The following is a 24,877-nucleotide window of genomic DNA, read 5'->3' as shown; positions in this document are numbered from 1 at the left end:
CAGCCTTCGGGGAATTTTGTTGATTTTTGGACTTCAGCAATCACGTCCATGGGGAAAATCATCCTTCCACACCAATCCTATGCTTTCGATGACATCAAAGGGGGAAATTGGGCCGAATCTGAGCCCTATTTTGCGGATTCCCTCCGATTCTGCCAAGATTGGTTGTGTGGGCAAACCTCCTTTGAACTGAAGACATCCGGCTCAACGGGCACTCCAAAAACCATTCGGGTGCAGCGAACCCAAATGGTGGTTTCCGCAAGAGCCACTCAGGGTTTTTTCCGGATTGCAGCCCACGCTCGCCTCCTGTGCTGCCTGAATACTGCCATGGTCGCAGGGAAGATGATGCTCGTAAGGGGCATCCTTTGGGATGCGGATATCTACTTGGTCAATCCGACCGCTGACCCGTTTTCCGCCAATAAGCTTCCCGAAAGATTCGATTTTGTGGCGATGGTACCGCTCCAGGCGGAAACTTGCCTCAACAACCCAAGGGGGCTACAAAAGCTGTTGGGAATAAAACACCTCCTAATCGGTGGCGCGGGGCTTTCGCCCACCCTTTTTGATAAAATCAAAGAGCAAAAGCTCAATGCATACCAAAGTTTTGGCATGACGGAAACGGTATCGCATTTTGCCCTGGCCAAAATCGAAGGCGAAAATCTTTTGTACCGCACACTTCCCGGAGTCAAGATCGGTACCGACGACTCGGGCAAGCTGTGGGTCAAGGCTCCGATGGCAATAGATCCTTTACTCCAGACCAATGATTTGGTAGAGATGGTTGATGAGGAAAGTTTTTTTTGGAAGGGCAGGGCCGATTTCACAATCAATTCGGGGGGCATCAAAATCCAGCCAGAAATCCTTGAATCCCAAATCCAGCCTTGGATCCATACTTTTTTCGGAGCGGTACCTTTTTTGATTGGAGGGAAAGCGGACGAACGCCTTGGCCAGAAAGTAGTATTGCTGATCGAATCGGAACAAAAACCTGGTTTTCAAACAGAAAACTTGTTTGATTCGTTATCCAAACATATCCCCAAATACCAAGTTCCAAGGGAGATACTTTTTGTCAAACCCTTTGAGAAAACAGAGTCCGGGAAAATCAATCGGCTCAAAACACTGGAAAAAATCAAATGAAAACAACAATCGTATTGCTTCTGATGGCCCTTCTTTTTGCCGCTGACCAAAGTTCTTCCAAGTTGACCCTGAAGGTGACGGGGGTCAGAAACGATAAAGGAGTCGTGAGGGCACTTCTTTTCAAGGGAGAAACAGGCTTTCCTGATGATCCTGCAAAGGCTATCCGCAACGCCTCCGTCAAGATATCAGGAACCCAAGCCGAAATCGTTTTTGATGACATCCAGCCTGGAACCTATGCGATTTCGGTATTTCACGACTCGGAAAACTCAGGAAAGTTAAGGACTAACTTTCTTGGAATACCAAGGGATGGCTACGGCTTCTCCAATAATTCGATGGGGACCTTTGGCCCACCGAGTTTTAAGGACGCATCATTTCAAATTACCGCTGGTCAAAATACCCATATCATCAAGCTCAGGCACTGAATATCTTGGTCGCGTCTAATCACCACCATGATTCTCCTAGATTATCCCTATGTCTCGGATTTTCTCCTTGACACTATCTCGAAGTTTGAATTACCAGTCATTGCTACCAAAAACGCGCTTGAACTAGCCAGCGGGAGAAAAGTGCGCTGGATTTCCGAGTCGGAAGCGCTTGAAATCCTCCAAAAGGATCCGCATCATCCTGTCTATACAAACTCGGAAAATAGCGTCCAATGGATCAAGGAACACCTTCCCAACAGTAGCCTGTACGACACGGTGCATGTATTCAAAAACAAGTTCGAATTCCGGCGCTTGGTAGCAGATGCCTATCCTGAAATTTTTTTTCAAGCAGTGGCTTTGGAGCAGCTGGATCAAATCGAGCCAGAAAATCTGGTTTTTCCACTGATTATGAAGCCATCAGTTGGTTTTTTCAGCTTGGGTATACAAAGAATAGATCGGGCGTCAGACTGGAAAACGGCAGTTGTGAACCTAAAATCTGACATCTCAACATTCGAATCCCTCTACCCGACTGCGGTTGTAGACAGTTCACAAATCCTACTGGAAAGCTATATCGAGGGCGATGAGTATGCGTTTGACTGCTATTTCAACAAGGACGGCAATCCCGTTTTATTGAACATCCTCCACCATACCTTTTCATCCGCAGATGACGTAAGCGATCGGCTGTACAGCAGTTGTCCTTCACTCATCACCCAAATGTACAAGCCGATCATGGATTTCTTGGAAATGTTGGGGCGTAAGATCAGCCTTCGAAATGTTCCGCTGCACATAGAAATCAGGAAAAAAGGCGGAAAAATCTATCCCATCGAAGTAAATCCACTGCGATTCGGCGGCTTCTGTACCACCGCGGATTTGACTTGGTATGCCTATGGCATCAATTCCTACCTGAGTTTCATACAAGGAATTCAACCGGATTGGGAAAATATCCTCCCGCCCCGTACTGACAAAGTATTCAGCTTGATTCTATTGGACAACCAAGCAAATATCGATCCGCAAGAGTTCGACCATTTTGACTACGAGGCATTGCTAGGGGATTTTGAAAAACCCTTGCACCTCCGCAAAGTACCCTTTGACAAATTCGGCGTCTTCGGGTTTCTTTTTACTGAAACAAGGATGAAAAATAAAAAAGAACTGGACGCCATCCTGTATTCGGATCTCAGGAAATACATCAAACTCCGTGACCGGCCACTTTAATCCTATATAAGTAGAAAGCAAGTCGCCGACGGTCTATTTCCTCAGCCGTAGGATTTCGGATTTCAGGTCCAGGATCATCGCCGATATCTCATCCAAGGTGGCCGGCTTTGTTTTATCTTTTGGATTGGGGAAATCCGTGCTGATAAATGCCTTCGCCTCCCAGACCTCCAACACATCCTCGCCCCTGAGGTCATAGGGTTTGTAGTGTTCGTTGTCCGAGACCAAAAAAAGCTTGCCGTTTTCTTCCAAATAATTGAACACCCGTTTGTAGACCACTCCCTCTGTGGCTGTCACGAGGACATAAGTCTTCCCACTTTTGATATCCTTCAGTTGCTCTACATAGGCACCGATGACTATCGTACCCGGGACAAGTGGCAGCATGCTGTCGCCACTGAGCTCAAAAGCACGATAAGTTGCATTGGAAGCTAATGTCGGCAAATGGAACTGCGGCAAAGTCTCCACATATTCCGGGTCCGCAAAGCCGTTGAGATAGCCTGCTGAGGCCTTTTGCCCGACCATGCTGATATTTTCGCGATCCTTCCGGTCTACCGTCACGGCGAGGACTTTGATGTCTTTGGCTTGGGAAGCCCTTCTGCCAAACTGCTCGATATCATGGTTGATAAGCTCGTCGATACTGACGATAAAAAGCCCCGAAATCACCGCCAAGGTGGCAAGCTTAGGCTCGGAACGTCCATCCTCGTAGGCGGAGATCATCGTACGCTGCAGGCCCAACTTGTCTGCCAAATCGGTCTGGGTCATGCCGGCTTGGGTACGGAGAAAGCGGATGTTCTTAGCTAGTATCATGGCTTTGGAATTTAGGCCGAAAACAAAAGGAAGTCGTGGTCGTCGCGGACGTTGTTTTTCAAAGAAAATGGATTGAGCCCCGAAAAGGCCATCCTGCGCTTTTCCAGCCTTTCCTGAATCTCCGCGATGATTTCACCAACCGGCTTGGGTTCACTGACAAGCAAGTAGCCGTACTGCGGCCGCCTTTCATCTTCGATAAAAAATTTGACCTGGCAATTGCCGGAAGGAAGCTCCTTTTGTGTCACGCTGATGTTGTTGATCGTTTCCATATCCCCTGTGATTTGACAGAGGCTAATGTCGGAATGTTATTTTTATTAACCAATACATGTTGGTAAAATTAACATCATCATGACAGAGGATGTCGGGGAAGGAAGAATTTTAAGATTGAAAAATTGGTTTAAAGGTTAGAAGGTTGGAAAGTTAAAAGGTTTTGATGGTTCAAAGGTCTGGAAGTTGAAAGTTAAAAGGTTGAAAGGTTGGGTTTTGAATAGGATTTCATAGTCCAATCACTAAGTCCCGAAAATTGCCGCGGTGGATGACTTTGGTGTCGACATGTGGGGGTTTTTGGAAGCAAGACCGCAACTTTTTTGGAATATGGTCTACGCAGGTAGCTACTCACGGGGATAACCGACTTCCTGGATGGGTGAGCCTTTTGTATTTTTGTTCTGAATGGAATTAGTTGAAGGCTATCAGTCAGCGTTTTTTTCCTTGAAAACTATTTAAAAAAGTACCGAAATACCTTGAACACCAGAAACAGGATCAAGGCAATCCAGAAAAAAATCCCGGAAGCTAAAAAGAATACGTGAAGGCTACCAAATCCCTCCCAGAACGATTCTCCCTCTATAAATTTCTCATTGACGACCTCATGAAATCCATTATCCCCCAGTTCAACTGAATCAGGCAAAATGACTTCCAAGGAATCGGAGACAATGTTGTCTTGAGCAAAGGTGGATTTGTAGGGAAAAAGGAAAAGGAAAAGAAATAGGTAAAAGTGCGTGTGGGTAGATTTCATAGCAATGGCTTTAGGTCTTGCTTTAAAAATAGTTTAAATCCATTTCAAACGAAATGAATGTTTGGAAATAGATTCCTTCTCCGTCGGAATGACGAAGAAATGCATTTGCTACCTAAATCGCTTATTCAAATAAGTTTGGTCAATCCAATTCAAGCAACCAATGAAAAAGTAAATAGACGATACAGGCTGAAAATTGAAATAGTGTGTGCTTTACCGGTGGAAATGATCAAGGACAGGTTGGGCAAAGTGCAAATCCAAACATCAGAAATTGTATCATGAAAAATATATACAAGATCAATAGAAACACAAAAATTACAATCCTTGAATACCACTTTGGGCTTTTGGGTTTGATCAAGGCATGGGATTTGGCCATAAGAAAGATTGTTATGAATAGCCAAACGACCATCAAAACCTTACTAATCGTTAAAGGAACCGAACCGACAACCGCAAACGCTGGCCAAACAATTCCCCAAGTGTAAAAGAAAATTACACCTAATGTCAGGTAATAACGCTTTTCATCGATCGTTGCTTCTTCCATTCGACCTAGGATTCATGTTTTACCAAATTAAGAAAATATAACTTCATTGTTGGTCCTTCAAATAATCTGACTCCAAAAAAAATACGACAAACATCCAATATCGTAGGACCTCTCTTTCCAATGATCTTTGGTAGATTCCTCCTCCGTCGGAATGACAAAGAAAGGCTGTCGCCCTAAGAAGCGCTTTTTAATTGTAGTGGCCAGTCTAAAATATCCATCAACTCCAAATAAACGATCCCTCAAACTTTCAAACGTTTTAACTTTTTAACCTTTCAACCGAATTTTTCAATCTCTCAATCTTCAAATTTCAAAATCCCCTACCGAAACTTCCCCTTCAGCGCAGCCAATTTCGCAGCAAAGTCTCCTTGGGATTCAGGCGTCTCTTTCGATTTTTTCTCCACAGGTTTTTGTTTGCCGCGCTCTCCAAATGGATCGGATTTCATACTCAGGCCAATTCGCTTCCGCGGTATATCGACTTCCATCACGGTAACCTGGACCTTTTGGTTGACCGAAACGACGGCCGCCGGGTCGCTGACATAGCGGTCGGACAAATGGCTGAGGTGCACCAAACCATCTTGGTGCACACCGATATCGACAAATGCCCCAAACTTGGTAATGTTGGTAATGATGCCCGGCAACTTCATACCGACCTTCAGGTCCGACATCTCGTTGACGCCATCCTGGAATTGGAATACCTCAAAAACTTCCCGCGGGTCACGACCCGGTTTGGAGAGTTCGGACATGATATCCTGCAGCGTCGGCAGGCCGACAGTCTCAGAGACATAGTTTTTCAGGACGATCTTCTCCCGCAATTCCTCCGAAGTCATCAAGTCTGCTACCTTGACGCCAAGATCCTTTGCCATTTTTTCCACCAAGTCATACCGCTCCGGATGTACGGCGGAGGCATCGAGCGGATGTTTGGCATTTCGAATTCTTAAAAAGCCCGCCGCCTGCTCAAATGCCTTATCGCCCAAACGGGGCACTTTTCGGATCTCTGCCCTGCTTTTAAACGGGCCATTTTCGGTTCGGTACTGCACGATGTTTTGGGCGAGTACGGGGCCAAGGCCAGACACATAGGTCAGCAATTGCTTGGAAGCTGTATTGACCTCCACGCCGACGCCGTTGACACAACTCATGACGGTATCGTCTAGGGAGTTTTTCAAGGCAGATTGGTCCACGTCATGTTGGTATTGGCCGACGCCGATGGACTTTGGATCGATCTTGACGAGCTCGGCCAAAGGGTCCATCAACCTACGTCCAATGGAAACAGCGCCGCGAACCGTCAAATCATAATCGGGGAATTCTTCCCTTGCCACCTCCGAAGCCGAGTAAATCGAAGCCCCGCTCTCGTTGACCATGGTGACGATGATATTCTTGGGCAGTCCGAGCGATTTTACAAAAGCCTCGGTTTCCCTGCTTGCAGTACCGTTACCGATGGCGATTGCCTCAACTTTGTGGGTTTCCACCAAGTGCCTGATAGTCGCGCCAGCTTCGGCGGTTCGCTTTTGGGGTTCGTTGGGAAAAATGGTATCGTAGCTCAGTAGTTGTCCCTGTGGTCCAAGGCAAACGGTCTTGCAGCCTGTCCGAAATCCCGGATCAATGGCCAAAACCGATTTCTCTCCGAGTGGCGCTGCCAAGAGCAACTGACGGAGGTTTTCCGCGAACACACGAATGGCTTCCTCGTCTGCCTTTTTCTTCGTGAAAAGTCTCACCTCGGTCTCCATCGAGGGTTTGAGCAATCTTTTGTAACAATCCTTGATGGCCAATCTGACCTGCTCGACAGACGAATTTGCGGCCCCTGTGAGGACCATTTTCTCCATCAATAAAGTCGCCGACAGCTCCTCCGGACAGGAATCCAGCATCAAAAAGAGCTCCTTCTCCCCTCTTCGCATCGCCAACACCCGATGGGAGGGTGCGGTCTTGATCGGCTCTTTCCAATCAAAATAATCCTTGTATTTGATTGCTTCTTCCTCTTTACCTGGTATGACTTTGGACACAAAAACCCCCTCATTGATGAATAGATCCCGCATTTTCTTACGCAGTTCCGCGTTTTCGTTGATCCATTCGGCGATGATATCCCGGGCGCCCTGCAAGGCTTCTTCCACTGTATTGACCTCTTTGGCTTCATCGATGTACTTTGCCGCTTCGGTCTCCACATCCCTCAGGTCTTGTCTGAAGACCAATTCTGCCAAAGGCTCCAATCCTTTTTCCCGCGCCACAGTTGCTTTTGTCCTGCGCTTTGGTTTGTAAGGCAAATACAAGTCCTCCAACACTGCCATCGTCTCGGCCGCGAGGATCTGCTTTTCCAGTTCCGGCGTCAGTTTGCCTTGTTCCTGAATGGATTTGAGGATGGCTTCCCTCCTTTTGTCCAAATCACGCAGCTGCTGTACCCTGTCCCTGATTGTAGCCACCTGCACCTCGTCCAAGCTGCCGGTAACTTCCTTCCGATACCTCGAAATGAAGGGAACGGTGGCACCTTCGTCCAGCAACTCAACTGTATCCGTGACTTGCTTGACTTTGATGCCCAATTCTTGGGCGACGATTAGGAAATGGTTGGTGTTCATGATTCACTGAAATTTGGAGCAGCAAAGTAAGCAGTATTGGAAAAACCAACCGTCCATTTTGAAAAAAATCCGGCACTGAAGATGACAACCCAGTGGCGGTCAAAGCAAAAAAAAAGCCCCGGGAGATTCCCAGGGCCAATCTTCAAGATCAAACGAGCTGTACTTATTGCTGTAAACGGAAGATCAAACCGCCGGTGAACCCAAACTGGACAATCGGAGACCAGCCGGTGACGCCGACCGCCGTGCCGCCTCCCGGGCTCCACCAAAGGCTGGCGCCGGAGCTGATGATCGGAAACATCAAATTGGCCTGAAGCCTGATGCCGATTCGTTCAGATGCATAGTATTTCACACCGCCTTGGAATCCTACAGAAAATCGCGTTTGCGATCTGTAGTCACCATTTGGGAACGCCAGTGTCCCTGTACCCAATTTACCACCAGTGAAGAAAGTCGCCTTTTCGCTTACGGGAAAAAGTCTGTTTGCACCAATCATTGCGTAGTGGATTTGTGTCCTGGTATCCACATTTGCCGCGCCAGGTATTCTACTAGTCCATGCCCGGGTAGCCATATAGCTATAGGACAACTCCACTTCAACAAAGCTATTGGGTGAAAATCCAAGATTACCTCCCCAGTTTTGGCCATCCTCCAACTGAGCACGTCCGCCACCCACGTTGAATCCTGCTGGAAATGTATAACCTGTAATCGGTGTAATCTCTACGCTTTGGGCCTTAGCCGCTAATCCAAAAGTTGAAATCAAGAGGAAAGCAAGTAATAATTTTTTCATAGTAAATAGTTGTGGATTGAGAAATGCTTGGATGGCAAATTTAGACGTAAATGTCAAAATGAAGGAGATCAGGAAACTAAAATTTCGGGTTTTTTCATTGAATCATGACAAAGTTTTTCCGATTGTGAAACTAATCACAAATCATTCTTTTTGATTTCCCTACATTCGACCAAATTTATTGCCCGAAACAACATGTTTGCGATATGAAAATCAAGACCATCCTAATAGCCTTGGCCCTCCTTGCCGGCCTTTCCGTTTGGTTTTTTTATTTTACAGGAAAAGGAAAATCGATCAAAAAAAGAGCGCGTCTCGAACTCATCGGCCTGGGTATCGTCGGCACCAAAAACGAACCCAAGACCGAGGTGGCTGATTTTGACTTTTCGGGAAGACTATTGGACAAAGACGGCAACCAAGTCGACATCTCACAGTTCCATGGAAAAACCTTGTTCATCAACGTCTGGGCTTCTTGGTGTGGACCTTGCAGGATCGAAATGCCTTACATCCAGAGCCTTTATGACAAAGTAAAAGAGCGGGGCGATATCGAGTTCCTGATGGTCGCCACTGACAAAGATTTCTCGAAAAGCCTTCAATTTGTACAGACAAAGGAATTTACCTTCCCTGTCTACCATGCCTTCGAAGGTCTAAATTCCTCGATGTTTACCAAGACCATCCCGGTCACCATCATCGTGAATCCGGAAGGAAAAGTCGTGTATTACCTCAATGGCACCAATAATTTCGATACAGACCATTTCAGGGATTTCCTATTGGGTGTGAAGTAGCGCCTGAATGGTTGCTTTTTTCGGAAAAGAGCGACGTGTTTTGATAGGAAGGGTACTTGGAAATTAGCCAAAATTGGCCCAACAACAACAGTCGTCTGTTCAATTCAAACGAAAGACCAGGCCAACATTGATGCTGAAAGGTACGATCGGTGTCCATCCACTGACATTGGTACCGGTGCTGGGATTCCACCAAAGACTCCCTCCTGCACTGACAATGGGTAACAATAGACTTCCCTGCAACTTTGCACCAACACGATCGGAAAAAAGATATTTCACACCACCCTGCATCCCAAAGGTGAATTTGGTAAGGTTGGGACTTGGCCCGTCGGAAAAGATCAAGGAAGAAAAGCCTACTTTGACCCCGGGATAGAAAGCGACTTTTTGTGACACCCAAATCAACTTGTTGGCGCCGGCCATAATGAAATGCAGCCGGGCCTTGCTGACCGCATCATTTTGCAAATAAGCCGAGCTTGCCCTGGCAGTAGTTGGCAGATATGTATAGGACAATTCCCATTCGATACGGTCCTGAGGTGCATAGGAAGCGGAAATTCCAAAATTGGCATTTCCCTCGATTTTGGCAGTGCCACCCGTGATATCGAAACTGGATGGAAAGGTATAGCCGCTGAATGGGCTGATTTCAAAGGTTTGGCAAAACCCATTTGCGGCATAAGCCAACATGATTGGTAAAAACAGAATGAACCTGAAACCTTTTGACATCATGAATCCCGTTTTGGTCAACTTTCATTAGAAAAAGTAGTCATTTTGGTCAAGTTAAACAAACTCGAACAGACAAATCCAAACTGATTTAACCAATCTCAAAAATGCGAAAAGTGTCCAATATCACAGTTCGTCCAAAGGACAAGCGCTAGATTTGTGGGACCAAAATTCAAAGGATGAAAATCGACTGGAAAAAAGAACTCAAGAGTTGGGGATTGATACTTTCGATCTTCGCGTTCCTGTATTTCACTGGGCTGATCACACCCATCATGGGAGGCATACAGTCGCTGCTGCTGGCTACCGGCATCAAAAAGCCAAAAATCGAACTGGTCAATAAGGAAAACCAAGAGTTTGACTACCGCGGCCGATTCGTTGACATGGAAGGCAATCCGGTGAACTTGGAATCCTATCGTGGAAAGACGGTATTCATCAACCTTTGGGCGACATGGTGTCCACCTTGCCGGGCTGAGATGCCGCATATTTCCGAGATGTACAAAAAAGTGAAAGACACGCCTGACCTTGAATTCCTGATGATAGCACTGGACAAGGATTTTGGGAAAAGCAAAAAATACATCGATGACAAGGGATTCACTTTTCCAGTGGTCCACGCCGCTTACGGCCTCAACGAATCCCTACAAAGCCAGGCCATCCCCACTACCCTTGTCGTCAATCCCGATGGCGAAATCATCTTTTACCAAGAAGGCATGAGCAATTTTGACACGGAAGAATTCAGGGACTTTTTGACGAACACGAAAAACAAAGTTGCTGAAAATTAAGGCTTTGAATTTCTGCCTTGTCGCAGCAAAAACTAATTTATAATCTTTTCGTTGATGCTGGTATTTCACACAAAAAACCAACATCTATGAAAAAGAGACTTTTGATTCTGTTGTTTTGCTTTGGGTTTGTCGCGATTGGTTTTGCACAGGAAACCCCCGAGCCCCCAGTTTTCGACTATGCAAAGACCAAGCACGAACTTTCGCTGAATATCGCGCCTGTCTTGGTTGGAGAATATCCATTTGATCTTTTATACAGGAAACACTACGTCAACAAAAACGGAAAAAACGTGGCGCTTAGGCTAGGTGGGTCGATTGGAGCAAACTTCGGGCAGTTTGAGAACAACGGAAACAAGCAAGACCAAAATGGACAATCCTTTCAGGTCTATATCGGTAAAGAATGGCAAAAGGCGTTTCATCCACGAATTATCGGATATTATGGCACCGACCTGTCATTCGGATATGGCCGCTCATTCAGTGAACTTAATCCAGTCGATCCAAACCAAACAGTCACTTCCCGACGGACGACAACCGCCAACATCGGCGCCACTGCATTCCTGGGAATGAGGTATCACCTATCCAAACACTTTTCGATATCGGCCGAAACCTCCGGCACGATCAATTACTCCAACATGACAGTATATGATCTTCAAAGTAATCAGACAGGCTCAGGAGAAACGAGCATCCAAAACAACAACCTCGGCCTGTTTTTGTCTCCCCTCCGCGCCATCCGGTTTGCTTTCCATTTCTAAATAATCCTTGACCTGACGGGTCAGCGCACAAAGACTTCTTGCAGATTCGGGTTTTATTCTGGAATTTTTGGTTCCAATCCCTAGAAACCCATCCGCATGAAGTCTTTGCTTTTTTTACCGAAAACCAATTCACCAGGCCGAGAAATCCCTAGTCAATCAAATAAGACCCCAAACCCCAGTAACCATGCTTGACACCATCATCATCGGCGGCGGGTTTTCGGGCATCGGCGCGGCGAAGCTGCTTCACGAAAAAGGCCTTTCTTTCAAGGTACTCGAGGCCCGCGACCGCATAGGCGGTCGGGTACATACCAAGCATTTCTCCGAGGAACTTTACCTTGATTTGGGTGGTCAGTGGATTGGGCCGGGACAGGACCGGATGTACCAACTCTGCGCGGAACTCACCGTGCCCTATTTCGAGACGTACAATTCGGGCTATCATATGCTTGATTTTGGGGGGAAAGTGAAAAAGTTCAAAGGCCTGATCCCCAAACTGGACCTGATTTCCTTGGTCAATATTGACCTTGTCATCAAGAAGTTGGAAAGCATGGCCAAATCCATCGACCAGCAACAGCCTTGGACCCATCCAAAAGCAAGCTACTACGACAGCGTTTCTTTGGCCTATTTCCTGGAGGAAAATTGCAAAACCAAAGCCAGCAGGAATTTGGTCAAGCTTGCCCTCGAGACGGTGTTTGCCTGCGAACTCAACGAGGTTTCGCTGCTTCACGCCCTATTCTACATCAAGTCCGGCCGCGACCTCAACACCCTTATCAACATCGAAAACGGCGCCCAACAGCACCGCATCGTAGGCGGTATGCAAACCCTGATTGAGCGGATGGCGGAGCCGTTCAGGGAAGAAATCCTATTCGAGCATCCTGTTCAAAGTATATATCAAGAAAAAGAGTCGGTGAAGGTAATCGCCCAAGGTTTTGAGTATATCGCCAAAACAGCCATTGTCGCGATTCCTCCTCCGCTTGCCGCCAACATCACATTCGATCCTCCGCTTCCCTTGGAAAAGCGCCAAGTCATGGACCGGATTGCCATGGGCATCGTCATCAAATGCTTCATGATCTATGAAAAGGCTTTTTGGAGAAAAGAGGATTTCAGCGGTCAAGCTTTTGCGGACGAGCATTCACCATTCCAAAGCATGTTTGACAGCTCGCCAAAAGACGGCAGCTACGGCATCATCCTGGGCTTTTGCATCGGAGATCGGGCCAAGGCATTTCTCGAAAAAGACAAGACCCACCGACAAGCAGTGATGCAGCAGATCCTTGCGCGGTACTTTGGGGAAAAAGCCAACAATCCCATCCAATACGTGGACCATACCATGTCGGACGAAGCCTGGAGCAAAGGCTGCTATGCGGGTCTGTACCCGACAGGGGCCTGGACAGGATTCAGGGACAGCTACCGACAACCCCATGGCAATGTCTTCTGGGCAGGTACCGAAGCATCGGAAAAATGGTACGGCTATATCGAGGGCGCTGTCTTGGCTGGGGAAAAAGCGGCAAGACTGGTGGCGGATTGGGGAAAAGGCGGATAAAAGTCGATAGTCAATAGACCATAGACCATGGCAGGGGAAATGGGATGCGGGAATATTTGGAGGATTTCACTAAATTATAATTCCGTATAAAAAGGGACAAAGAATCGTATTATCCATAATTGGGATTCAAATACCAACCAGAATATCTAAAGCAAGCAAAGCACATGATGAGGTATCCAATTTTCCTACTTTCTTTCCTAATCACCGGCTGCAAGCAACCAATTAAAGACGCCGACATTCCGGGCGTAACCGAGGCGGAACTAGAAAAATTCCTACTCCCCGATTCAGTATATGTGATTTTGGAACCTGACTCTGATCTTCCTTGGGCTTTTAAAGACGAAAAACCCGCCACACTTTCTGAGGCTGAACTGATAGAAATCGAGAAAATCTTGGAAAAAGCGATCGAGGAGAATAACCATCATCAGCGGGAAATGCTTGAACAGCACAATAAAAACCACCCGGATAGACAAATCGCAGAAACAGGATATGAATTGCGGACAGAAGGATACAAAAGGCAATATGTCCCGATACTCAACAGCAAAGGCCAAAAAGAGATTTGGATCAACTTTTTCTGTAGTGATAATTTTAACGATAGTTGGAGAAAGGGGGTCGTGTGGGTTCTCGATGGAGGAAATTGCTATTTTAATCTCAAGATAAATCTTGCAACCAAGACATATTCGGAATTAAGGATCAATGGATATGCCTGAAAATGAAACATTCATGCCCTCAGGGCATGTCACTTGGTTTATTAAGTTTTGAAAGATAAAACCACAAAGTAAATCCCATCAAACAAGGACGGGATTAACGAGAAAAAAGCGAATAAGCTCGCGGAATTCTTTTCCCGTAATCCACTAGGGATTTCTATTTTGGATCACTTTTTTTTCGGCAAAAACGTCTAATTTAGGATTCAAGTATTTTTGAACATCCAGCTATGCATTCTAAAGCGCTTTTGCTTGTTTTCCTAATCGGCTTCCCGATACTCGCATCGGCACAATCCTACAAGAAATCCATCCGGGAATTTCAGGAGGATTTGAACAAAAGCTTCACAGACCCTGAAAAATCCCCGCTCTCGAAGGAGAAAATGGAAGAGTTCAAAGGGCTTCCCTTTTTCCCGATTGATGAAAAATATAGCGTCACGGCTAAACTCGAGTGGCTGCCTCCATCCAATCCCCTGCGCATGCGTACCAGCGATGACCGGCTGCGGGCTTATGACCGCTTTGCAAAGGCCACTTTTACGCTTGATGGGAAGGAATACACATTGATACTTTATAGCGATAGGAGTTCCAGGCAAAAGGAAGAATCCAAAAACAGGCTATTCCTACCATTTACCGACCAAAGCAACGGCACGGGAACATATGGAGGCGGCAGGTACATTGACCTGGAGATTCCCGAAGGAGACACGATTGTCATCGACTTCAACAAAGCCTACAACCCCTAATGCGCGTACAGCGACCGGTACTCTTGCCCCATACCGCCGAAGGAAAATGACCTGTCCATCGCCATCTTGGCTGGGGTAAGGTATTGAATCCGAACATCGGACCATTTTCAGATTATCCAATGTCGATTCATCGACTGTCATTTGAGCCTGGATACGACAGAAATAGCTGTCTACCATGCCAATGCAAGACACAGATTCGAAGCTATGCCCCACTTTCTATCTGATCAATACTTTGCTTTAGGGAGTTCGTTAGGGATGAGATTGCCGACATGAGTTCATCGGTTGCGCGTGCAAATTCAATTTCATCTCCTCTCGGACGTGATACCGTTGAAAAAGTCAACTTGAGGGTACTATTGTAAGAATTCAGCGCTGTCGCATACTTTTCACGGCTTGCAGTTATTTCAGCTTCCAACTTTTGAACTAAATCAGTATCGCCTTCCTCTCTCATTTTTAGCGAAATTTGTCCAGCCCTCAATATCTGTTTTTTGAATTCCTTAACCAGAGAAATTTGGTGCAACTCGATTCCACTGGTCCCTCGGTTTGGAATTGGCTCCAAGACAGAAAACCGGTATTGGCCTTTGAGCCACAAATCAAACTCCCGCTCCAGAGAAACAAGGCTGGAGCCGATCACGCCCTCAACCACCTGGAGGTTCGACAACATTTCAGAATCCATGTCCTCGAATCGCCGGTTTCTATAAGAATCAATCACCTGTCTCAGCAAGTCCTTTGAGTCAAGAAAAAACACAAAGTGCTTAGCGTAGGCATAGTTCAAGGAGGCTTGGCAAATATTTCCCTGAATCGTACCGTCAAAATCGTCCCAAGAGCTCTCGATGAATGAAGGCAAATCTGGCAAAGAGGAATAAAATTGAAAATTCTGGGTCGCCCCCAACAATACCTCCGTCCGCCAGAAATCTTTGTTACCCTTTAATTCATCGCCCTCCCAATGGCTTTCTTCATAAATGGTGGCAAGGCCCTCATCCAACCAAGCTGGCAAATCTGGTATATCGGCCCTTGTCGCGAGATGGAATAGCTCATGTTTCAAGGTACCAGTTCCCAGAAAATTGCTGATAGACAAAATGCTGTAGTCCTGAACCAACGAGTAACCATAGTTTTCAGCAGGTATTTTCATTCCGTGAACCTTCAGGGCAATTTCCTGCATTGACTTGACGTCCGGCAATAGGTAGGTTGTGATGACCCTGTCATTTGGCGTCAATCCGAAATAGCTGGTGTAAAAAGCGAGTGTTTTTTCAAGGTCCTCAAAGATTTCATTCCGCTTTGCAGTAGAAACTTTTGAAGACTTGTGGGTCACCAGGATAAAGTTTTTGCCCGAGGCGGCGACATAATTTTCCGGGAGGAATTCTTTGACTTTTTGCAATGCTTCCTCCATCTCGTTTGTTGAAAAAATCCGGCTATTGAACACATCCTCGGCAATGTTCCTGACGATTTCGACCTTCTTATAATCCTGAAAACAATTGTAGACTTTCCCCAATTTGCCTGAGACGCCGGCGGTAGGCAGGGGATAGACGGGAATCACGTTGTAGGCTAACCAGTAATCGCTATCGTATTGGATTTGGCAGCTTTGCATCTCGGACCTTACAAAATCCTTAATTGGGGGTGCCAGCTGTCTGTAGTTTTTGAGAATATGGTTGAACCTGCTGTTCGCTGCCGCCTGATGGCCACTCATACAGAGTGCTTTGCCGATAAGAAAATCAGTGAGCATTGTCTTACCATGAGGTTTCTTTTGGATTTCAATCAATTCTTGGTAGGCTTGTTTATACTTGCCGTTCCGTAAGAGGTCGACATACCTTTCTTTATCGAATTCTACCTGGGCCCACCCGATCTGACTGGTGATCAAGAACAAAAACACAAACGAAAAACGCCTCATATGCCTGTCATTTTCGATCGGTGGAATCAAGTTCAAACTCTGGAATCAGCTCGATTTCCGGAAACTTACCGGTTTGCTTTGTCTGGTTGGTCATCACCTGAATACTATTGGTGTTCAAGAAAAGCGGTTGATCATTCACTTTGATCTCTGATGAAGTCACAATGGTGGTAATCATCAAGATCGTCCCCAAAACGCCAAATATGATCCCCGGTGAAGCTGAAATGATATTGAATTTTACCTGGTCCTTGAATTCGGCACCTATCTCAGACCTGGATTCAGACAACTTTCCGATTATGAAAACCGCGCCCAGGATCGCGAGCACCATCCCGGTAAAGAATCCCAAGTATTTTGTCAGCACCCTGGAAATCAGCAACAAGCCCGCTTGGTTGTACCGATTTTTTATACTTTCCTCTTCCAGATGGAGCAAAATCAACCATTGGTCGCGGGTTTCTGAGGATTTGCCTGTGCCTAGAGAATCGGCCTGAAATAGTGCCTTGTCAAAATAACTTCCTTCTCCCTTCTTCCCTACCGAATCGTAAAATTCCGACACTTGCTTATTTGCGAGATAAATGAACGCCAGCGCAAGTACAACTGGTAGACCAATCAAGAATGGCAGCAGCTTTTTCTGCCATTCATTTACCTGATCCTTGCCTGCCTTATCAAGGGAGTTGTTTTGATTTTCCATCATTGGAGATATCTACCGATTTAAACACCAAACAAAATAGCCTCAACGGCTAATAAACCTCATAAAAGTTAAGTATTTTGAGTGAATGGATTGCCTTTCCTGTTCGAATTCTTATGTGAAGGCGACCATAATCCAAAAATCAATATTCCAAGCTCGTCGAAGTTCACATGTCGGCATGATCATGAACCTCCAAAAAGTCAAATAAATGCATCCCCGAACCATATCAAGCAAGCGTTTCAGTCACTCCGAGGTTTTAAAATTGGGCATTTACTGAAAGGAAATGACAGCTGCGGCCCGTCATGCTGAACCGTAGCTTGCGGAGGGAAGCATCCCCCTGAATTGAGGAGACCCTTCGTTCCTCAGGGTGACGACTCACAAATCTGTCATTGGTATCGATAATGGAGACCAAATTTTGGGAAAAATATTTTTCTGCTTCTATGGCCATTTCGAGGGAAATTATTAAGTTTAAAAAATTTTGGTAGCGAAAAAACATCAAAAGTCAAGAATTTACCAAAGTTTATACGGCTGTAGTCAGTTACAAATAAACCCACACTTGGAGTCTTTTACAGAGACTCCTTTTTTTATGCCAAAATTCTAAACCTGTTTTTTGAATATTTACATCAATTATGAAAAAACAGATTGTTTTTTGAACCTATTTTTTGATTTTTTACAAAATTGTCGGAATCATGAATCAATTTGAAGCGATATGCCTACATCCCTGAAATAAATTTTCGAAAAATGGCCAAAAAAAAGACCAAACACCGATTAGGATCGATATCTGGTCTTTTTTCAGAATAAAATTCCGTTTTTTATTTTGAAGAAATCAAATGTTTCGAATGGGAGCGGAATCAGTTGGTTTTTGTACCGAATGCCTTTTCCAAATATTGGTTTCTCTTTTACATCCTCAGATTCTGCATTTCGAGTTGTGGCGCAAATGGCTGCTCGTAGTAGCGCTTGCCCGTAGCCTTGTAGAGGGAATTGGCGACGGCTGCGAAAACCGGAGGAAAAAGAGGTTCGCCCAGACCTGTAGGATCTTCGTTGTTTTCCACAAAATGTACCTCGATTTTCTTCGGAGCCTCTCCGATTCGAATCATGCGGTATTTGTCAAAGTTCCGCTTGGAGGGAGCACCATTATCGAAGGTCAATTCCCCAAAGAAAGCATTTCCGATCCCATCGACCACTGCTCCTTCACCCATATTCCTCGCAGCATCCGGATTGATGACTATCCCACAATCCACCGCGGCATATACCGATTCGACCACCGGTTGATTGTCCTTGATGACGGTGTCGACTACCTCGGCAACATAGGAATTGTGGCAGAAATAAGCGGATACCCCACGGCTGACGTTGGCCTGAGGCGTATTCCAGTTGGATTTCTCACGCACCAATTCCAAGACCCCGGCATAGCGTTTCGCGTCGTAGTCATTGTTTTCCCCAACTGGGTTGGTTTCGGCTCTTTTGAGTAACTCCAGCCGAAATTCGATCGGGTCCTTGCCCATTTCTTCCGCCAATTCGTCCAAGAAACTTTGCTCTGCTCCAGCTATAAAGTTGGATCTGGGTGCACGGAATGCGCCGATGGTAATATTCGACGGAATGTCCCAGGCTTCTGCCAAATAATTGTCGATGGCACCGGCAGGGAATCGGTTTGCATGCAAGGGAGTTTCAGGAATACCTCCAGCCTTTACATGAAAAGCCAGTAGGTTATTGTTTTCATCCAAGGCCGCGCGGTAAGTAGCAGAGTAGGTTGGTCGGTACACTCCCGCTGACATATCGTCCTCCCGGGTATAGACCAGTTTGACAGGCGCCTGGATTTTTTGGGAAATCAAGGCAGCTTCGACCATATGATGACTGTAGGCACGACGACCAAATCCCCCACCCATTCGGGCAAGGTTGATTTGGATATTTTCCCGAGGAATGCCCAAAGCCTGCACCAATGTACCCATAATAAACTCCGGTGCTTGGGTAGGGCCATACACCACGGCCTTGTCCCCCTTTACATCCGCAAAGCAGTTCATCGGCTCCATGGTATTGTGAGCCAAAAACGGTGCGGTGTAGGTTCTTTCCAGCACTTTTGCTGCTTTCTTAAAAGCGCCTTCGGGATCCCCGTCTCTTCTCACCACATTTCCGGGCTTTTGGATGTATTCAGCCATTCTCGCTTTGTGGGATAGGGTGTTTTCCAGTCCTGAGGGGATCGTTGCCGTACTCGTACCTCCTCCCCGTCCCGCCAAGGTGAAGGAGCTCTCAGGTGCCTTTTCCCATTCTACATTTAGGTTCTTTTTGGCCTGCATAACTTCCCAGGTTGAATTGCCGACTATGGCAACGACCTCTGGAAAGGTGGTCGTATCAAAGAAATTTCTGGCATAGTCCTCTTTGAAAAGAGAAATCGGAAATACATCCATGATCCCGGACATCCCTGTCACGGAGCTTTTGTCGAATGACTTGAGCCGCATACCAAACGCCGGAGGCATGACCAAAGCGGCATATTTCATCCCTTCTACCTTATGGTCAATGGCAAACAGCGGCTTTCCAGTGACAATTTTTTCTCCATCAACATTCCTTTTGGAGGTTCCGATGATCTTGAAACTCTTGATTTCCTTCAAGGGCACTTCCTCGGGCACTTCCAAAGTAGCGGCCAGGGAAGCCATCTCCCCATAGTGTGCCTTTTTGCCGGAGGCTTTATGCTCCAACTTGCCCGCGGCAGTTGTGATTTCGGAAGCTAGCACATTCCACGTCTGGGCAGCGGCAGCTACGAGCAAGGCCCTCGCAGTAGCCCCGGCAGTACGAAGCGGGGTCCATCCTTGACGGATGCCTTGGCTTCCTCCGGTAAACTGTCGATCAAACCGCTGAGGAAAAAAGTCCGCCTGCTCCACAAAAACATTTTTCCAATCCGTATCGAGTTCCTCCGCCAAAATCATCGGCATGGAAGTCTTCACATTGGACCCGAATTCGGGATTGGGAGAATAAAGTGTGACGGCACCATTTTCCCCGATTTTGATATAGCTGTTCAGTTCAAACCATTCCTTGGGTAACCCAATCATCTCTTCTTCGGTCGGCTTGCATCCAGCCAGCCAACTGAAGCTGAGCACCATTCCCCCACCTGCTAAGGCCGAGACTTTCAAAAATGACCTGCGGTCCAATTTCTTATCTAAAGTTGCCATAGGTGTATAGGGTTAAAGGTTTTGAGCGGCTGTTTTAACGGCTGCTTTGATTCTGAGATAGGTACCGCAGCGGCAGATATTGCCGTTCATGGCGTTGTCGATATCCTCTTCGCTCGGATTTGGATTGTTGGAGAGAAGCGCGGAGGCCGACATGATTTGTCCTGCTTGGCAATAGCCACATTGGGGGACATCGTGCTCCAACCAGGCTTTCTGTACGGGATGGTCACCGTTTTCGGAAAGGCCTTCGATGGTGGTGATTTTGGAACCGCCCACACTCGATACAGGCATGACACAAGACCGAACGGCATTGCCGTCCAAATGGATGGTACAGGCACCACAAGCCGCTACGCCGCAGCCATACTTGGTGCCCACAAGGTCGAGGTGGTCACGCAGTACCCATAGGACAGGCGTAGCCGGATCGACGTCCACCTGCATGCTTTTGCCGTTGATATTGAGATTGAAAATGGCCATAATGAGTTGATTTGAAGTTTAAAATTAATGGTTCTGAAGTTCAATCGCTTACGAAATTCAAACAGATTTCTACAGAATTCACTCACTGCAATTTGTCATTTCTCGATTTCATGCGTATCGCGTACACTGCTGAATGTCAAGGCCAGCATTTTCCAATCCGAGCCTTCTTTTTGGTAAACTTCAGTCACGGTAAATTCAGTAACAACATCATTTCCTCTTACATTGGCAGTGAGGGTGATTCTTTTCCAGACGATAGCGGTGTTTCCAACGATCTCGATCGCGATATCTTTGATGTCGGCTTTCTTGTACCAAATGCTTCCCGTTTCAATGATTTCGAGTTCTCTGGCGGTCGTCCAGGTCCCGCTCATGTGGACAAACTTTGCCTGAGGATGAAACAAAGGAGTGAGTTTGGCGATGTCCTTATCTGCCATCCACTGCCACTTGTCCATGGATAGTTTTTTGATTTCCTGCTCGGTTGAAGATTGGGCAAACGAGAGGTTTGCGCTTAATAGTAACAGGGCAAATACGAAGAGTTGCTTTTTCATGGGTTTTTTAATTTCTCAAAGATCCTTCGATTCACGAATTCACGACTTATACAAAACACAGGATTACTTACCAATTTCACTGATTGAGTTGAATCGCTAATAATTTGACCTGTAAGTAGTTAATTTTGAATCATCATCTGCTACAGCCATGGAAGATATCCTAAGATTTGAGACCGTCAGCCAATACAATGCCTTCAACAATCACAAGACCCTGCATCCGCTTGTGTCAGTGATTGATTTTTCCAAGGCCAATCCCCGCAGGCTTCGCAAAACCTATTTTGGCTTTTACCTGGTCATACTGAAGGATGTCGTCTGCGGTGATCTTCGCTACGGCAAAAACACCTACGACTACCAAGAGGGCACTTTGGTTTTCATCGGTCCCGGGCAGATTTTCGGGACGGACGGAGGAGAGGAACTCTATCAGCCAAAAGGTTTTGGCGTGGTATTCCATCCTGATTTGATCAAGGGCACTTCGCTTGGACAGCGGATCAATGAGTACACGTTTTTCAGCTATCAGGTCAGTGAGGCACTTCATGTCTCCGAACGTGAACGTCAATTGGTGCTGGACTGCTTTTCCAAGATCCAGTATGAACTCGATCATGCCGTGGATAAGCACAGTAAGACCCTTTTGGCAGACAATTTTGAACTCTTGCTCAACTACTGCATGCGGTTTTATGACCGACAGTTTATCACCCGTGAATCGGCCAACAGCGGGATTTTAGAACGCTTTGAAGGCTTGTTGCAAGATTACTTTTCCTCCGAAAAACCCCAAACGGTCGGACTGCCATCGGTCACCTATTGCGCTGGCGAGCTAAATCTATCCCCGCATTATTTTGGCGATCTGATCAAAAAGGAAACCGGTAAAACCGCCTTGGAATACATCCAACTGAAACTTATTGACGTGGCCAAGGAAAAAATCCACGATCCAATGTTATCTCTCAGCGAGATTGCCTATGGCCTGGGGTTCAAATATCCCCAGCACTTTACCCGACTCTTCAAGCAGCAGGTAGGCATGTCGCCGAAGGAGTATCGGGAGTCGGTGAATTGAGGCATAGGTAGACTCCACGTTTTGTTATCTTCCTGAAAAATCACCTACGCGTTCGAAAAAAGAACCAGCTAACTGGTTTTCCCTACTCCTGCTCAGCTGCAATAACCTGAGCGTCTAAAACCGAGAAAAGCCAAAAAAACTAGGCGGCTTTTGCTGAAGGAAAACATTCCCCTAGACTCGAATCAGGAACAAAATCTCCTGAAAAAGGAATTCCACAAATTTCCGATATTTGGGCGCATAGGCTTCAAACCAACAAAGACTACCACGGCAAACATGGGACAAATCATCAAAAATCACGCGGTTCTGATTTGCATTGTGATTTCAGTGTCTTTGGTAAGTATAGCGGCAGCTTTGTATCCCGGGGGTTCCCTGCTCGATATGGATTCAGAAGGGTTTGATTGGACAAAAAACTTCATCACCAACCTGTTCCAAGATAATGCCCTCAATGGGAAGGAAAACCCCGGAAGAATATGGGCGATCATCGGGATTGCATTCCATGCGCTTGGCTATGGCATATTCTTTATCAATATGTCCAAAAAGATTTCCAACAATCATGGAGCAAAGGTTCTAAAGATCGTCGGCATCTCCAATATCCTATTCACCTTCCTGATTGCCACTCCCCTCCACGATATGATGGTAACGATATCAAGCACGCTGGCCATGCTCGGGATATTTTACATCACGGTGTTTACCCTGAAGACCAAGCTCCATCTGATCAAAATCTTCTGCATCCTGTCGATGCTCATTTTCTACTTCACCCTGTTCCTCTACGGATTGGGGGATTGGGGTTTGCTGGCCATCATGCAGAAAGTCGCGTTTACAGTGTCCATGCTCTTGGTGCTGGTCTTGGAGTATTTCACAAAACAGACGGACTATGCTCGAATCAGCCCTGGTGAACAAAGCCTGAACGCGACGCAGCGCTAGAGGATGTTTTATCAAGTCTGAAGGCCTTAAATCCTAGGCAATTGACGCCGGAAATAGATTTACCGCGTATCCAAAAGTGAAGACATCAGCGGGATAGAATTCCTACTTTCCCACCAAATAATCCCCCATTTTTCCTAACTTTTTGAAAAAATCGGACCCTTTTTCCCTTGCCAATTCCAAAGTACAAGGGGACACGTATTAAGCGATTCAGAAAATGAAAAGTGCCATAGAAATCCAGGACCTCGCGCCCTATCCAAGCCAAGAAATGGCCGAACGCAAAGGCCTTGGGCATCCCGACACACTTTGTGATGAGGTGGTGGAATCGGTTTCCAAGGCACTGTCAACTTACTATCTGGAGCATTTTGGCAGCGTTTTCCATTACAATGTGGATAAGGCGCTTTTGGTCGGCGGCGCATCCGCGCCCAAGTACAAGGGAGGAAAAATCCTGGAGCCCATTGAGCTTTTCCTTGCGGGAAGGGCCACTTCTTTGGTTAATGGAGAAAAAATCCCCGTGGACGAATTGGCCGTGGCGGCTGCCAAGAAATGCATTTCCTCCCACCTGCGGTTTTTGGATGTGGAAAAAGATATCCGCATCATCCCCAAAATCCGCCCCGGCAGCAGCGAGTTGGTGGCGCTCTTCAAACGCTTCGGAGCCGGTGAGATTCCCCTTGCCAACGATACTTCTTTTGGCGTGGGCTATTATCCTTTTTCGGATTTGGAGAAAAAGGTGCTGGAAATCGAGCTTTTTCTGAATAGCCCGGAGACGAAGTCGCTTTTCCCTTATATCGGTGAGGACATCAAAGTGATGGGGGTCAGGCATCAGGGCAAGGCGCAGTTCACCGTCGCAGTGGCGATGGTAGACAGGTTTATCGCCGATATTGGGGATTATGTGGAAAAAATCAATTCGATTCGCAGCAGCGTGGCCGGGAGATTTGGCCTCGACCCCGCACAAGTTTTTGTCAATACCGCGGACAATTACCCACAGGAAAACATCTACCTGACCGTCTCAGGTACCAGCGCGGAAAACGGCGACGACGGCCAGGTCGGTCGCGGCAACCGCGTCAATGGACTCATCACGCCGTTCCGGCCCATGAGTTTGGAGGCGTCGGCTGGGAAAAACCCCATCAGCCATGTCGGCAAAATCTACAACCACTTTGCCTTCGAACTCGCCCGGGAATTGGTGGCGCAGGGCTTCGGGGACGCCGCAGAAGTATTTTTGGTATCCCAAATCGGCAAGCCCATCACCCAACCCCAAAGCATCCAAATCAAACTCCAAAACCGCACCGCCTTCCGCTCAAAAATCGAGGCCTTTGTGATGGACTACCTCGGCCTCCTGCCCCATTTTTGGAAAAAGATTGTGTTGGCAGATAAGTAAGGGCAAACTTATTCTCCATTTGCTGCTGTTACTGGTTCTATCTAGTAAGTCGTTGGGCTGTTTTCCACAAGCTATAAATCGACCTATATTCCCTTTTTGCCGACTTATGGCGGTTTGGAGCTGACTCGTGTCGGCTCTAGGGTGACTCATGTTAGCTTTTTGCTGACCCGTGTCGGCACTTTGCTGACACATGTCGGTTCCGAGGTGACAGGTGTCGGCTTTTTTCCTACTCGTGTCGGTTCTAAGGCGACTCGTGTTAGCTTTTTGACCCGTCCTGAAAAAAGTTGACAGTTTTTGTAATAATACTGACCCGTCCTGAAAAAAGTTGACAGTTT

22 protein-coding genes and 1 pseudogene are annotated in these 24,877 nt (G+C 46.6%); 12 read left to right on the top strand and 11 right to left on the bottom strand.

Annotated features, from left to right (window positions below; genetic code table 11):
* Positions 1 to 48: 48 nt before the first annotated feature.
* From C943_RS07780 to C943_RS07770, 3 genes are read left to right on the top strand one after another with little or no spacing between them, the layout of a single operon-like run.
* Complete coding sequence (locus C943_RS07780; RefSeq protein WP_008626200.1) at positions 49 to 1,125, top strand: AMP-binding protein; 1,077 nt, start codon at positions 49 to 51, stop codon at positions 1,123 to 1,125.
* A complete protein-coding gene (locus C943_RS07775) occupies positions 1,122 to 1,547 on the top strand; it encodes a DUF2141 domain-containing protein (RefSeq protein WP_008626199.1) in 426 nt (141 codons plus the stop codon). The genes C943_RS07780 and C943_RS07775 overlap by 4 nt, the downstream gene beginning before the upstream one ends.
* 27 nt (positions 1,548 to 1,574) lie before the next feature.
* Complete coding sequence (locus C943_RS07770; protein WP_008626198.1) at positions 1,575 to 2,756, top strand: ATP-grasp domain-containing protein; 1,182 nt, start codon at positions 1,575 to 1,577, stop codon at positions 2,754 to 2,756.
* Positions 2,757 to 2,789: 33 nt separating this feature from the next.
* On the opposite strand, the gene C943_RS07765 is transcribed toward C943_RS07770, so the two are convergent.
* From C943_RS07765 to C943_RS07735, 5 genes are all read right to left on the bottom strand, one after another.
* Positions 2,790 to 3,560 carry an XRE family transcriptional regulator gene (locus tag C943_RS07765; protein ID WP_008626197.1) on the bottom strand — a complete coding sequence of 257 codons (771 nt, stop codon included), beginning with the start codon at positions 3,558 to 3,560 and terminating at the stop codon, positions 2,790 to 2,792.
* Between the two features lie 11 nt (positions 3,561 to 3,571).
* Entirely contained in the window at positions 3,572 to 3,829 is a 258-nt protein-coding gene (locus C943_RS07760) for a hypothetical protein (RefSeq protein ID WP_008626196.1), read from the bottom strand.
* Positions 3,830 to 4,275: 446 nt separating this feature from the next.
* The gene (locus C943_RS07755; RefSeq protein WP_008626195.1) at positions 4,276 to 4,572 is read right to left on the bottom strand and encodes a hypothetical protein; all 297 of its coding nucleotides are present in this window, start codon (positions 4,570 to 4,572) and stop codon (positions 4,276 to 4,278) included.
* 855 nt (positions 4,573 to 5,427) lie between these two features.
* Positions 5,428 to 7,674, bottom strand: coding sequence for a Tex family protein (locus C943_RS07740; protein WP_008626192.1), 2,247 nt, complete (start codon positions 7,672 to 7,674; stop codon positions 5,428 to 5,430).
* 163 nt (positions 7,675 to 7,837) lie between these two features.
* Positions 7,838 to 8,455: an outer membrane beta-barrel protein gene (locus C943_RS07735; protein WP_008626190.1), complete on the bottom strand. Its 618-nt coding sequence runs from the start codon at positions 8,453 to 8,455 to the stop codon at positions 7,838 to 7,840.
* A gap of 203 nt (positions 8,456 to 8,658) precedes the next feature.
* Between C943_RS07735 and C943_RS07730 the strand changes: the two genes are divergently transcribed.
* Entirely contained in the window at positions 8,659 to 9,234 is a 576-nt protein-coding gene (locus C943_RS07730; RefSeq protein WP_008626187.1) for a TlpA family protein disulfide reductase, read from the top strand.
* A gap of 99 nt (positions 9,235 to 9,333) precedes the next feature.
* Here the strand turns inward: C943_RS07730 and C943_RS07725 are convergent, their stop codons facing one another.
* Positions 9,334 to 9,954, bottom strand: a complete 621-nt coding sequence (locus C943_RS07725) for a hypothetical protein (RefSeq protein ID WP_008626185.1) — start codon at positions 9,952 to 9,954, stop codon at positions 9,334 to 9,336.
* 173 nt (positions 9,955 to 10,127) lie between these two features.
* On the opposite strand from C943_RS07725, the gene C943_RS07720 reads away from it, so the two are divergent.
* The 5 genes and pseudogenes from C943_RS07720 to C943_RS07700 all read left to right on the top strand — a co-directional run bounded on the left by C943_RS07720 (position 10,128) and on the right by C943_RS07700 (position 14,538).
* Positions 10,128 to 10,727 carry a TlpA family protein disulfide reductase gene (locus C943_RS07720; RefSeq protein ID WP_008626183.1) on the top strand — a complete coding sequence of 200 codons (600 nt, stop codon included), beginning with the start codon at positions 10,128 to 10,130 and terminating at the stop codon, positions 10,725 to 10,727.
* A gap of 86 nt (positions 10,728 to 10,813) precedes the next feature.
* The gene (locus C943_RS07715) at positions 10,814 to 11,476 is read left to right on the top strand and encodes a hypothetical protein (protein ID WP_008626182.1); all 663 of its coding nucleotides are present in this window, start codon (positions 10,814 to 10,816) and stop codon (positions 11,474 to 11,476) included.
* 184 nt (positions 11,477 to 11,660) lie between these two features.
* Positions 11,661 to 13,013 (top strand): flavin monoamine oxidase family protein, encoded by a 1,353-nt coding sequence (locus C943_RS07710; protein WP_008626180.1) that lies wholly within the window; start codon positions 11,661 to 11,663, stop codon positions 13,011 to 13,013.
* 164 nt (positions 13,014 to 13,177) lie between these two features.
* Positions 13,178 to 13,720 carry a hypothetical protein gene (locus C943_RS07705; RefSeq protein ID WP_157198473.1) on the top strand — a complete coding sequence of 181 codons (543 nt, stop codon included), beginning with the start codon at positions 13,178 to 13,180 and terminating at the stop codon, positions 13,718 to 13,720.
* 224 nt (positions 13,721 to 13,944) lie between these two features.
* Positions 13,945 to 14,538 (top strand): annotated as a pseudogene (locus tag C943_RS07700) (DUF1684 domain-containing protein).
* Positions 14,539 to 14,653: 115 nt separating this feature from the next.
* Here the strand turns inward: C943_RS07700 and C943_RS07695 are convergent.
* The 5 genes from C943_RS07695 to C943_RS07670 form a co-directional block, all read right to left on the bottom strand.
* On the bottom strand, positions 14,654 to 16,336 hold the full coding sequence (locus C943_RS07695; protein ID WP_008626174.1) for a gluzincin family metallopeptidase: 1,683 nt from the start codon (positions 16,334 to 16,336) through the stop codon (positions 14,654 to 14,656).
* A gap of 7 nt (positions 16,337 to 16,343) precedes the next feature.
* Positions 16,344 to 17,024, bottom strand: coding sequence for a hypothetical protein (locus tag C943_RS07690; protein ID WP_040479603.1), 681 nt, complete (start codon positions 17,022 to 17,024; stop codon positions 16,344 to 16,346).
* Between the two features lie 893 nt (positions 17,025 to 17,917).
* Positions 17,918 to 20,179, bottom strand: a complete 2,262-nt coding sequence (locus tag C943_RS07680) for a xanthine dehydrogenase family protein molybdopterin-binding subunit (RefSeq protein ID WP_008626163.1) — start codon at positions 20,177 to 20,179, stop codon at positions 17,918 to 17,920.
* A 12-nt stretch (positions 20,180 to 20,191) separates the two neighbouring features.
* Positions 20,192 to 20,650 (bottom strand): (2Fe-2S)-binding protein, encoded by a 459-nt coding sequence (locus C943_RS07675; RefSeq protein WP_008626161.1) that lies wholly within the window; start codon positions 20,648 to 20,650, stop codon positions 20,192 to 20,194.
* Positions 20,651 to 20,745: 95 nt separating this feature from the next.
* Positions 20,746 to 21,195, bottom strand: coding sequence for a nuclear transport factor 2 family protein (locus C943_RS07670; protein WP_008626159.1), 450 nt, complete (start codon positions 21,193 to 21,195; stop codon positions 20,746 to 20,748).
* A 148-nt stretch (positions 21,196 to 21,343) separates the two neighbouring features.
* On the opposite strand from C943_RS07670, the gene C943_RS07665 reads away from it, so the two are divergent.
* The 3 genes from C943_RS07665 (at position 21,344) to C943_RS07655 (ending at position 24,542) form a co-directional block, all read left to right on the top strand.
* Positions 21,344 to 22,243, top strand: coding sequence for a helix-turn-helix domain-containing protein (locus C943_RS07665; protein ID WP_008626157.1), 900 nt, complete (start codon positions 21,344 to 21,346; stop codon positions 22,241 to 22,243).
* 273 nt (positions 22,244 to 22,516) lie between these two features.
* On the top strand, positions 22,517 to 23,167 hold the full coding sequence (locus tag C943_RS07660; protein ID WP_211208870.1) for a hypothetical protein: 651 nt from the start codon (positions 22,517 to 22,519) through the stop codon (positions 23,165 to 23,167).
* 214 nt (positions 23,168 to 23,381) lie between these two features.
* Entirely contained in the window at positions 23,382 to 24,542 is a 1,161-nt protein-coding gene (locus C943_RS07655; RefSeq protein ID WP_008626152.1) for a methionine adenosyltransferase, read from the top strand.
* Positions 24,543 to 24,877: the final 335 nt, after the last annotated feature.

The organism is Mariniradius saccharolyticus AK6 (assembly GCF_000330725.2).
GTDB lineage: Bacteria > Bacteroidota > Bacteroidia > Cytophagales > Cyclobacteriaceae > Mariniradius > Mariniradius saccharolyticus.
Note: the sequence above shows the minus strand (reverse complement) of the source record. Positions and strands in the feature narration are given on the sequence as shown.

What these genes read in the sequence shown, in the direction of transcription:
- C943_RS07740 (WP_008626192.1), bottom strand. Translation starts at nt 7,674, where the DNA reads ATGAACACCAACCATTTCCTAATCGTCGCCCAAGAATTGGGCATCAAA.
- C943_RS07720 (WP_008626183.1), top strand. Translation starts at nt 10,128, where the DNA reads ATGAAAATCGACTGGAAAAAAGAACTCAAGAGTTGGGGATTGATACTT.
- C943_RS07730 (WP_008626187.1), top strand. Translation starts at nt 8,659, where the DNA reads ATGAAAATCAAGACCATCCTAATAGCCTTGGCCCTCCTTGCCGGCCTT.
- C943_RS07690 (WP_040479603.1), bottom strand. Translation starts at nt 17,024, where the DNA reads ATGATGGAAAATCAAAACAACTCCCTTGATAAGGCAGGCAAGGATCAG.
- C943_RS07775 (WP_008626199.1), top strand. Translation starts at nt 1,122, where the DNA reads ATGAAAACAACAATCGTATTGCTTCTGATGGCCCTTCTTTTTGCCGCT.
- C943_RS07715 (WP_008626182.1), top strand. Translation starts at nt 10,814, where the DNA reads ATGAAAAAGAGACTTTTGATTCTGTTGTTTTGCTTTGGGTTTGTCGCG.
- C943_RS07755 (WP_008626195.1), bottom strand. Translation starts at nt 4,572, where the DNA reads ATGAAATCTACCCACACGCACTTTTACCTATTTCTTTTCCTTTTCCTT.
- C943_RS07680 (WP_008626163.1), bottom strand. Translation starts at nt 20,179, where the DNA reads ATGGCAACTTTAGATAAGAAATTGGACCGCAGGTCATTTTTGAAAGTC.
- C943_RS07780 (WP_008626200.1), top strand. Translation starts at nt 49, where the DNA reads ATGGGGAAAATCATCCTTCCACACCAATCCTATGCTTTCGATGACATC.
- C943_RS07655 (WP_008626152.1), top strand. Translation starts at nt 23,382, where the DNA reads ATGAAAAGTGCCATAGAAATCCAGGACCTCGCGCCCTATCCAAGCCAA.
- C943_RS07725 (WP_008626185.1), bottom strand. Translation starts at nt 9,954, where the DNA reads ATGATGTCAAAAGGTTTCAGGTTCATTCTGTTTTTACCAATCATGTTG.
- C943_RS07735 (WP_008626190.1), bottom strand. Translation starts at nt 8,455, where the DNA reads ATGAAAAAATTATTACTTGCTTTCCTCTTGATTTCAACTTTTGGATTA.
- C943_RS07670 (WP_008626159.1), bottom strand. Translation starts at nt 21,195, where the DNA reads ATGAAAAAGCAACTCTTCGTATTTGCCCTGTTACTATTAAGCGCAAAC.
- C943_RS07675 (WP_008626161.1), bottom strand. Translation starts at nt 20,650, where the DNA reads ATGGCCATTTTCAATCTCAATATCAACGGCAAAAGCATGCAGGTGGAC.
- C943_RS07710 (WP_008626180.1), top strand. Translation starts at nt 11,661, where the DNA reads ATGCTTGACACCATCATCATCGGCGGCGGGTTTTCGGGCATCGGCGCG.
- C943_RS07705 (WP_157198473.1), top strand. Translation starts at nt 13,178, where the DNA reads ATGATGAGGTATCCAATTTTCCTACTTTCTTTCCTAATCACCGGCTGC.
- C943_RS07695 (WP_008626174.1), bottom strand. Translation starts at nt 16,336, where the DNA reads ATGAGGCGTTTTTCGTTTGTGTTTTTGTTCTTGATCACCAGTCAGATC.
- C943_RS07770 (WP_008626198.1), top strand. Translation starts at nt 1,575, where the DNA reads ATGATTCTCCTAGATTATCCCTATGTCTCGGATTTTCTCCTTGACACT.
- C943_RS07665 (WP_008626157.1), top strand. Translation starts at nt 21,344, where the DNA reads ATGGAAGATATCCTAAGATTTGAGACCGTCAGCCAATACAATGCCTTC.
- C943_RS07760 (WP_008626196.1), bottom strand. Translation starts at nt 3,829, where the DNA reads ATGGAAACGATCAACAACATCAGCGTGACACAAAAGGAGCTTCCTTCC.
- C943_RS07765 (WP_008626197.1), bottom strand. Translation starts at nt 3,560, where the DNA reads ATGATACTAGCTAAGAACATCCGCTTTCTCCGTACCCAAGCCGGCATG.
- C943_RS07660 (WP_211208870.1), top strand. Translation starts at nt 22,517, where the DNA reads ATGGGACAAATCATCAAAAATCACGCGGTTCTGATTTGCATTGTGATT.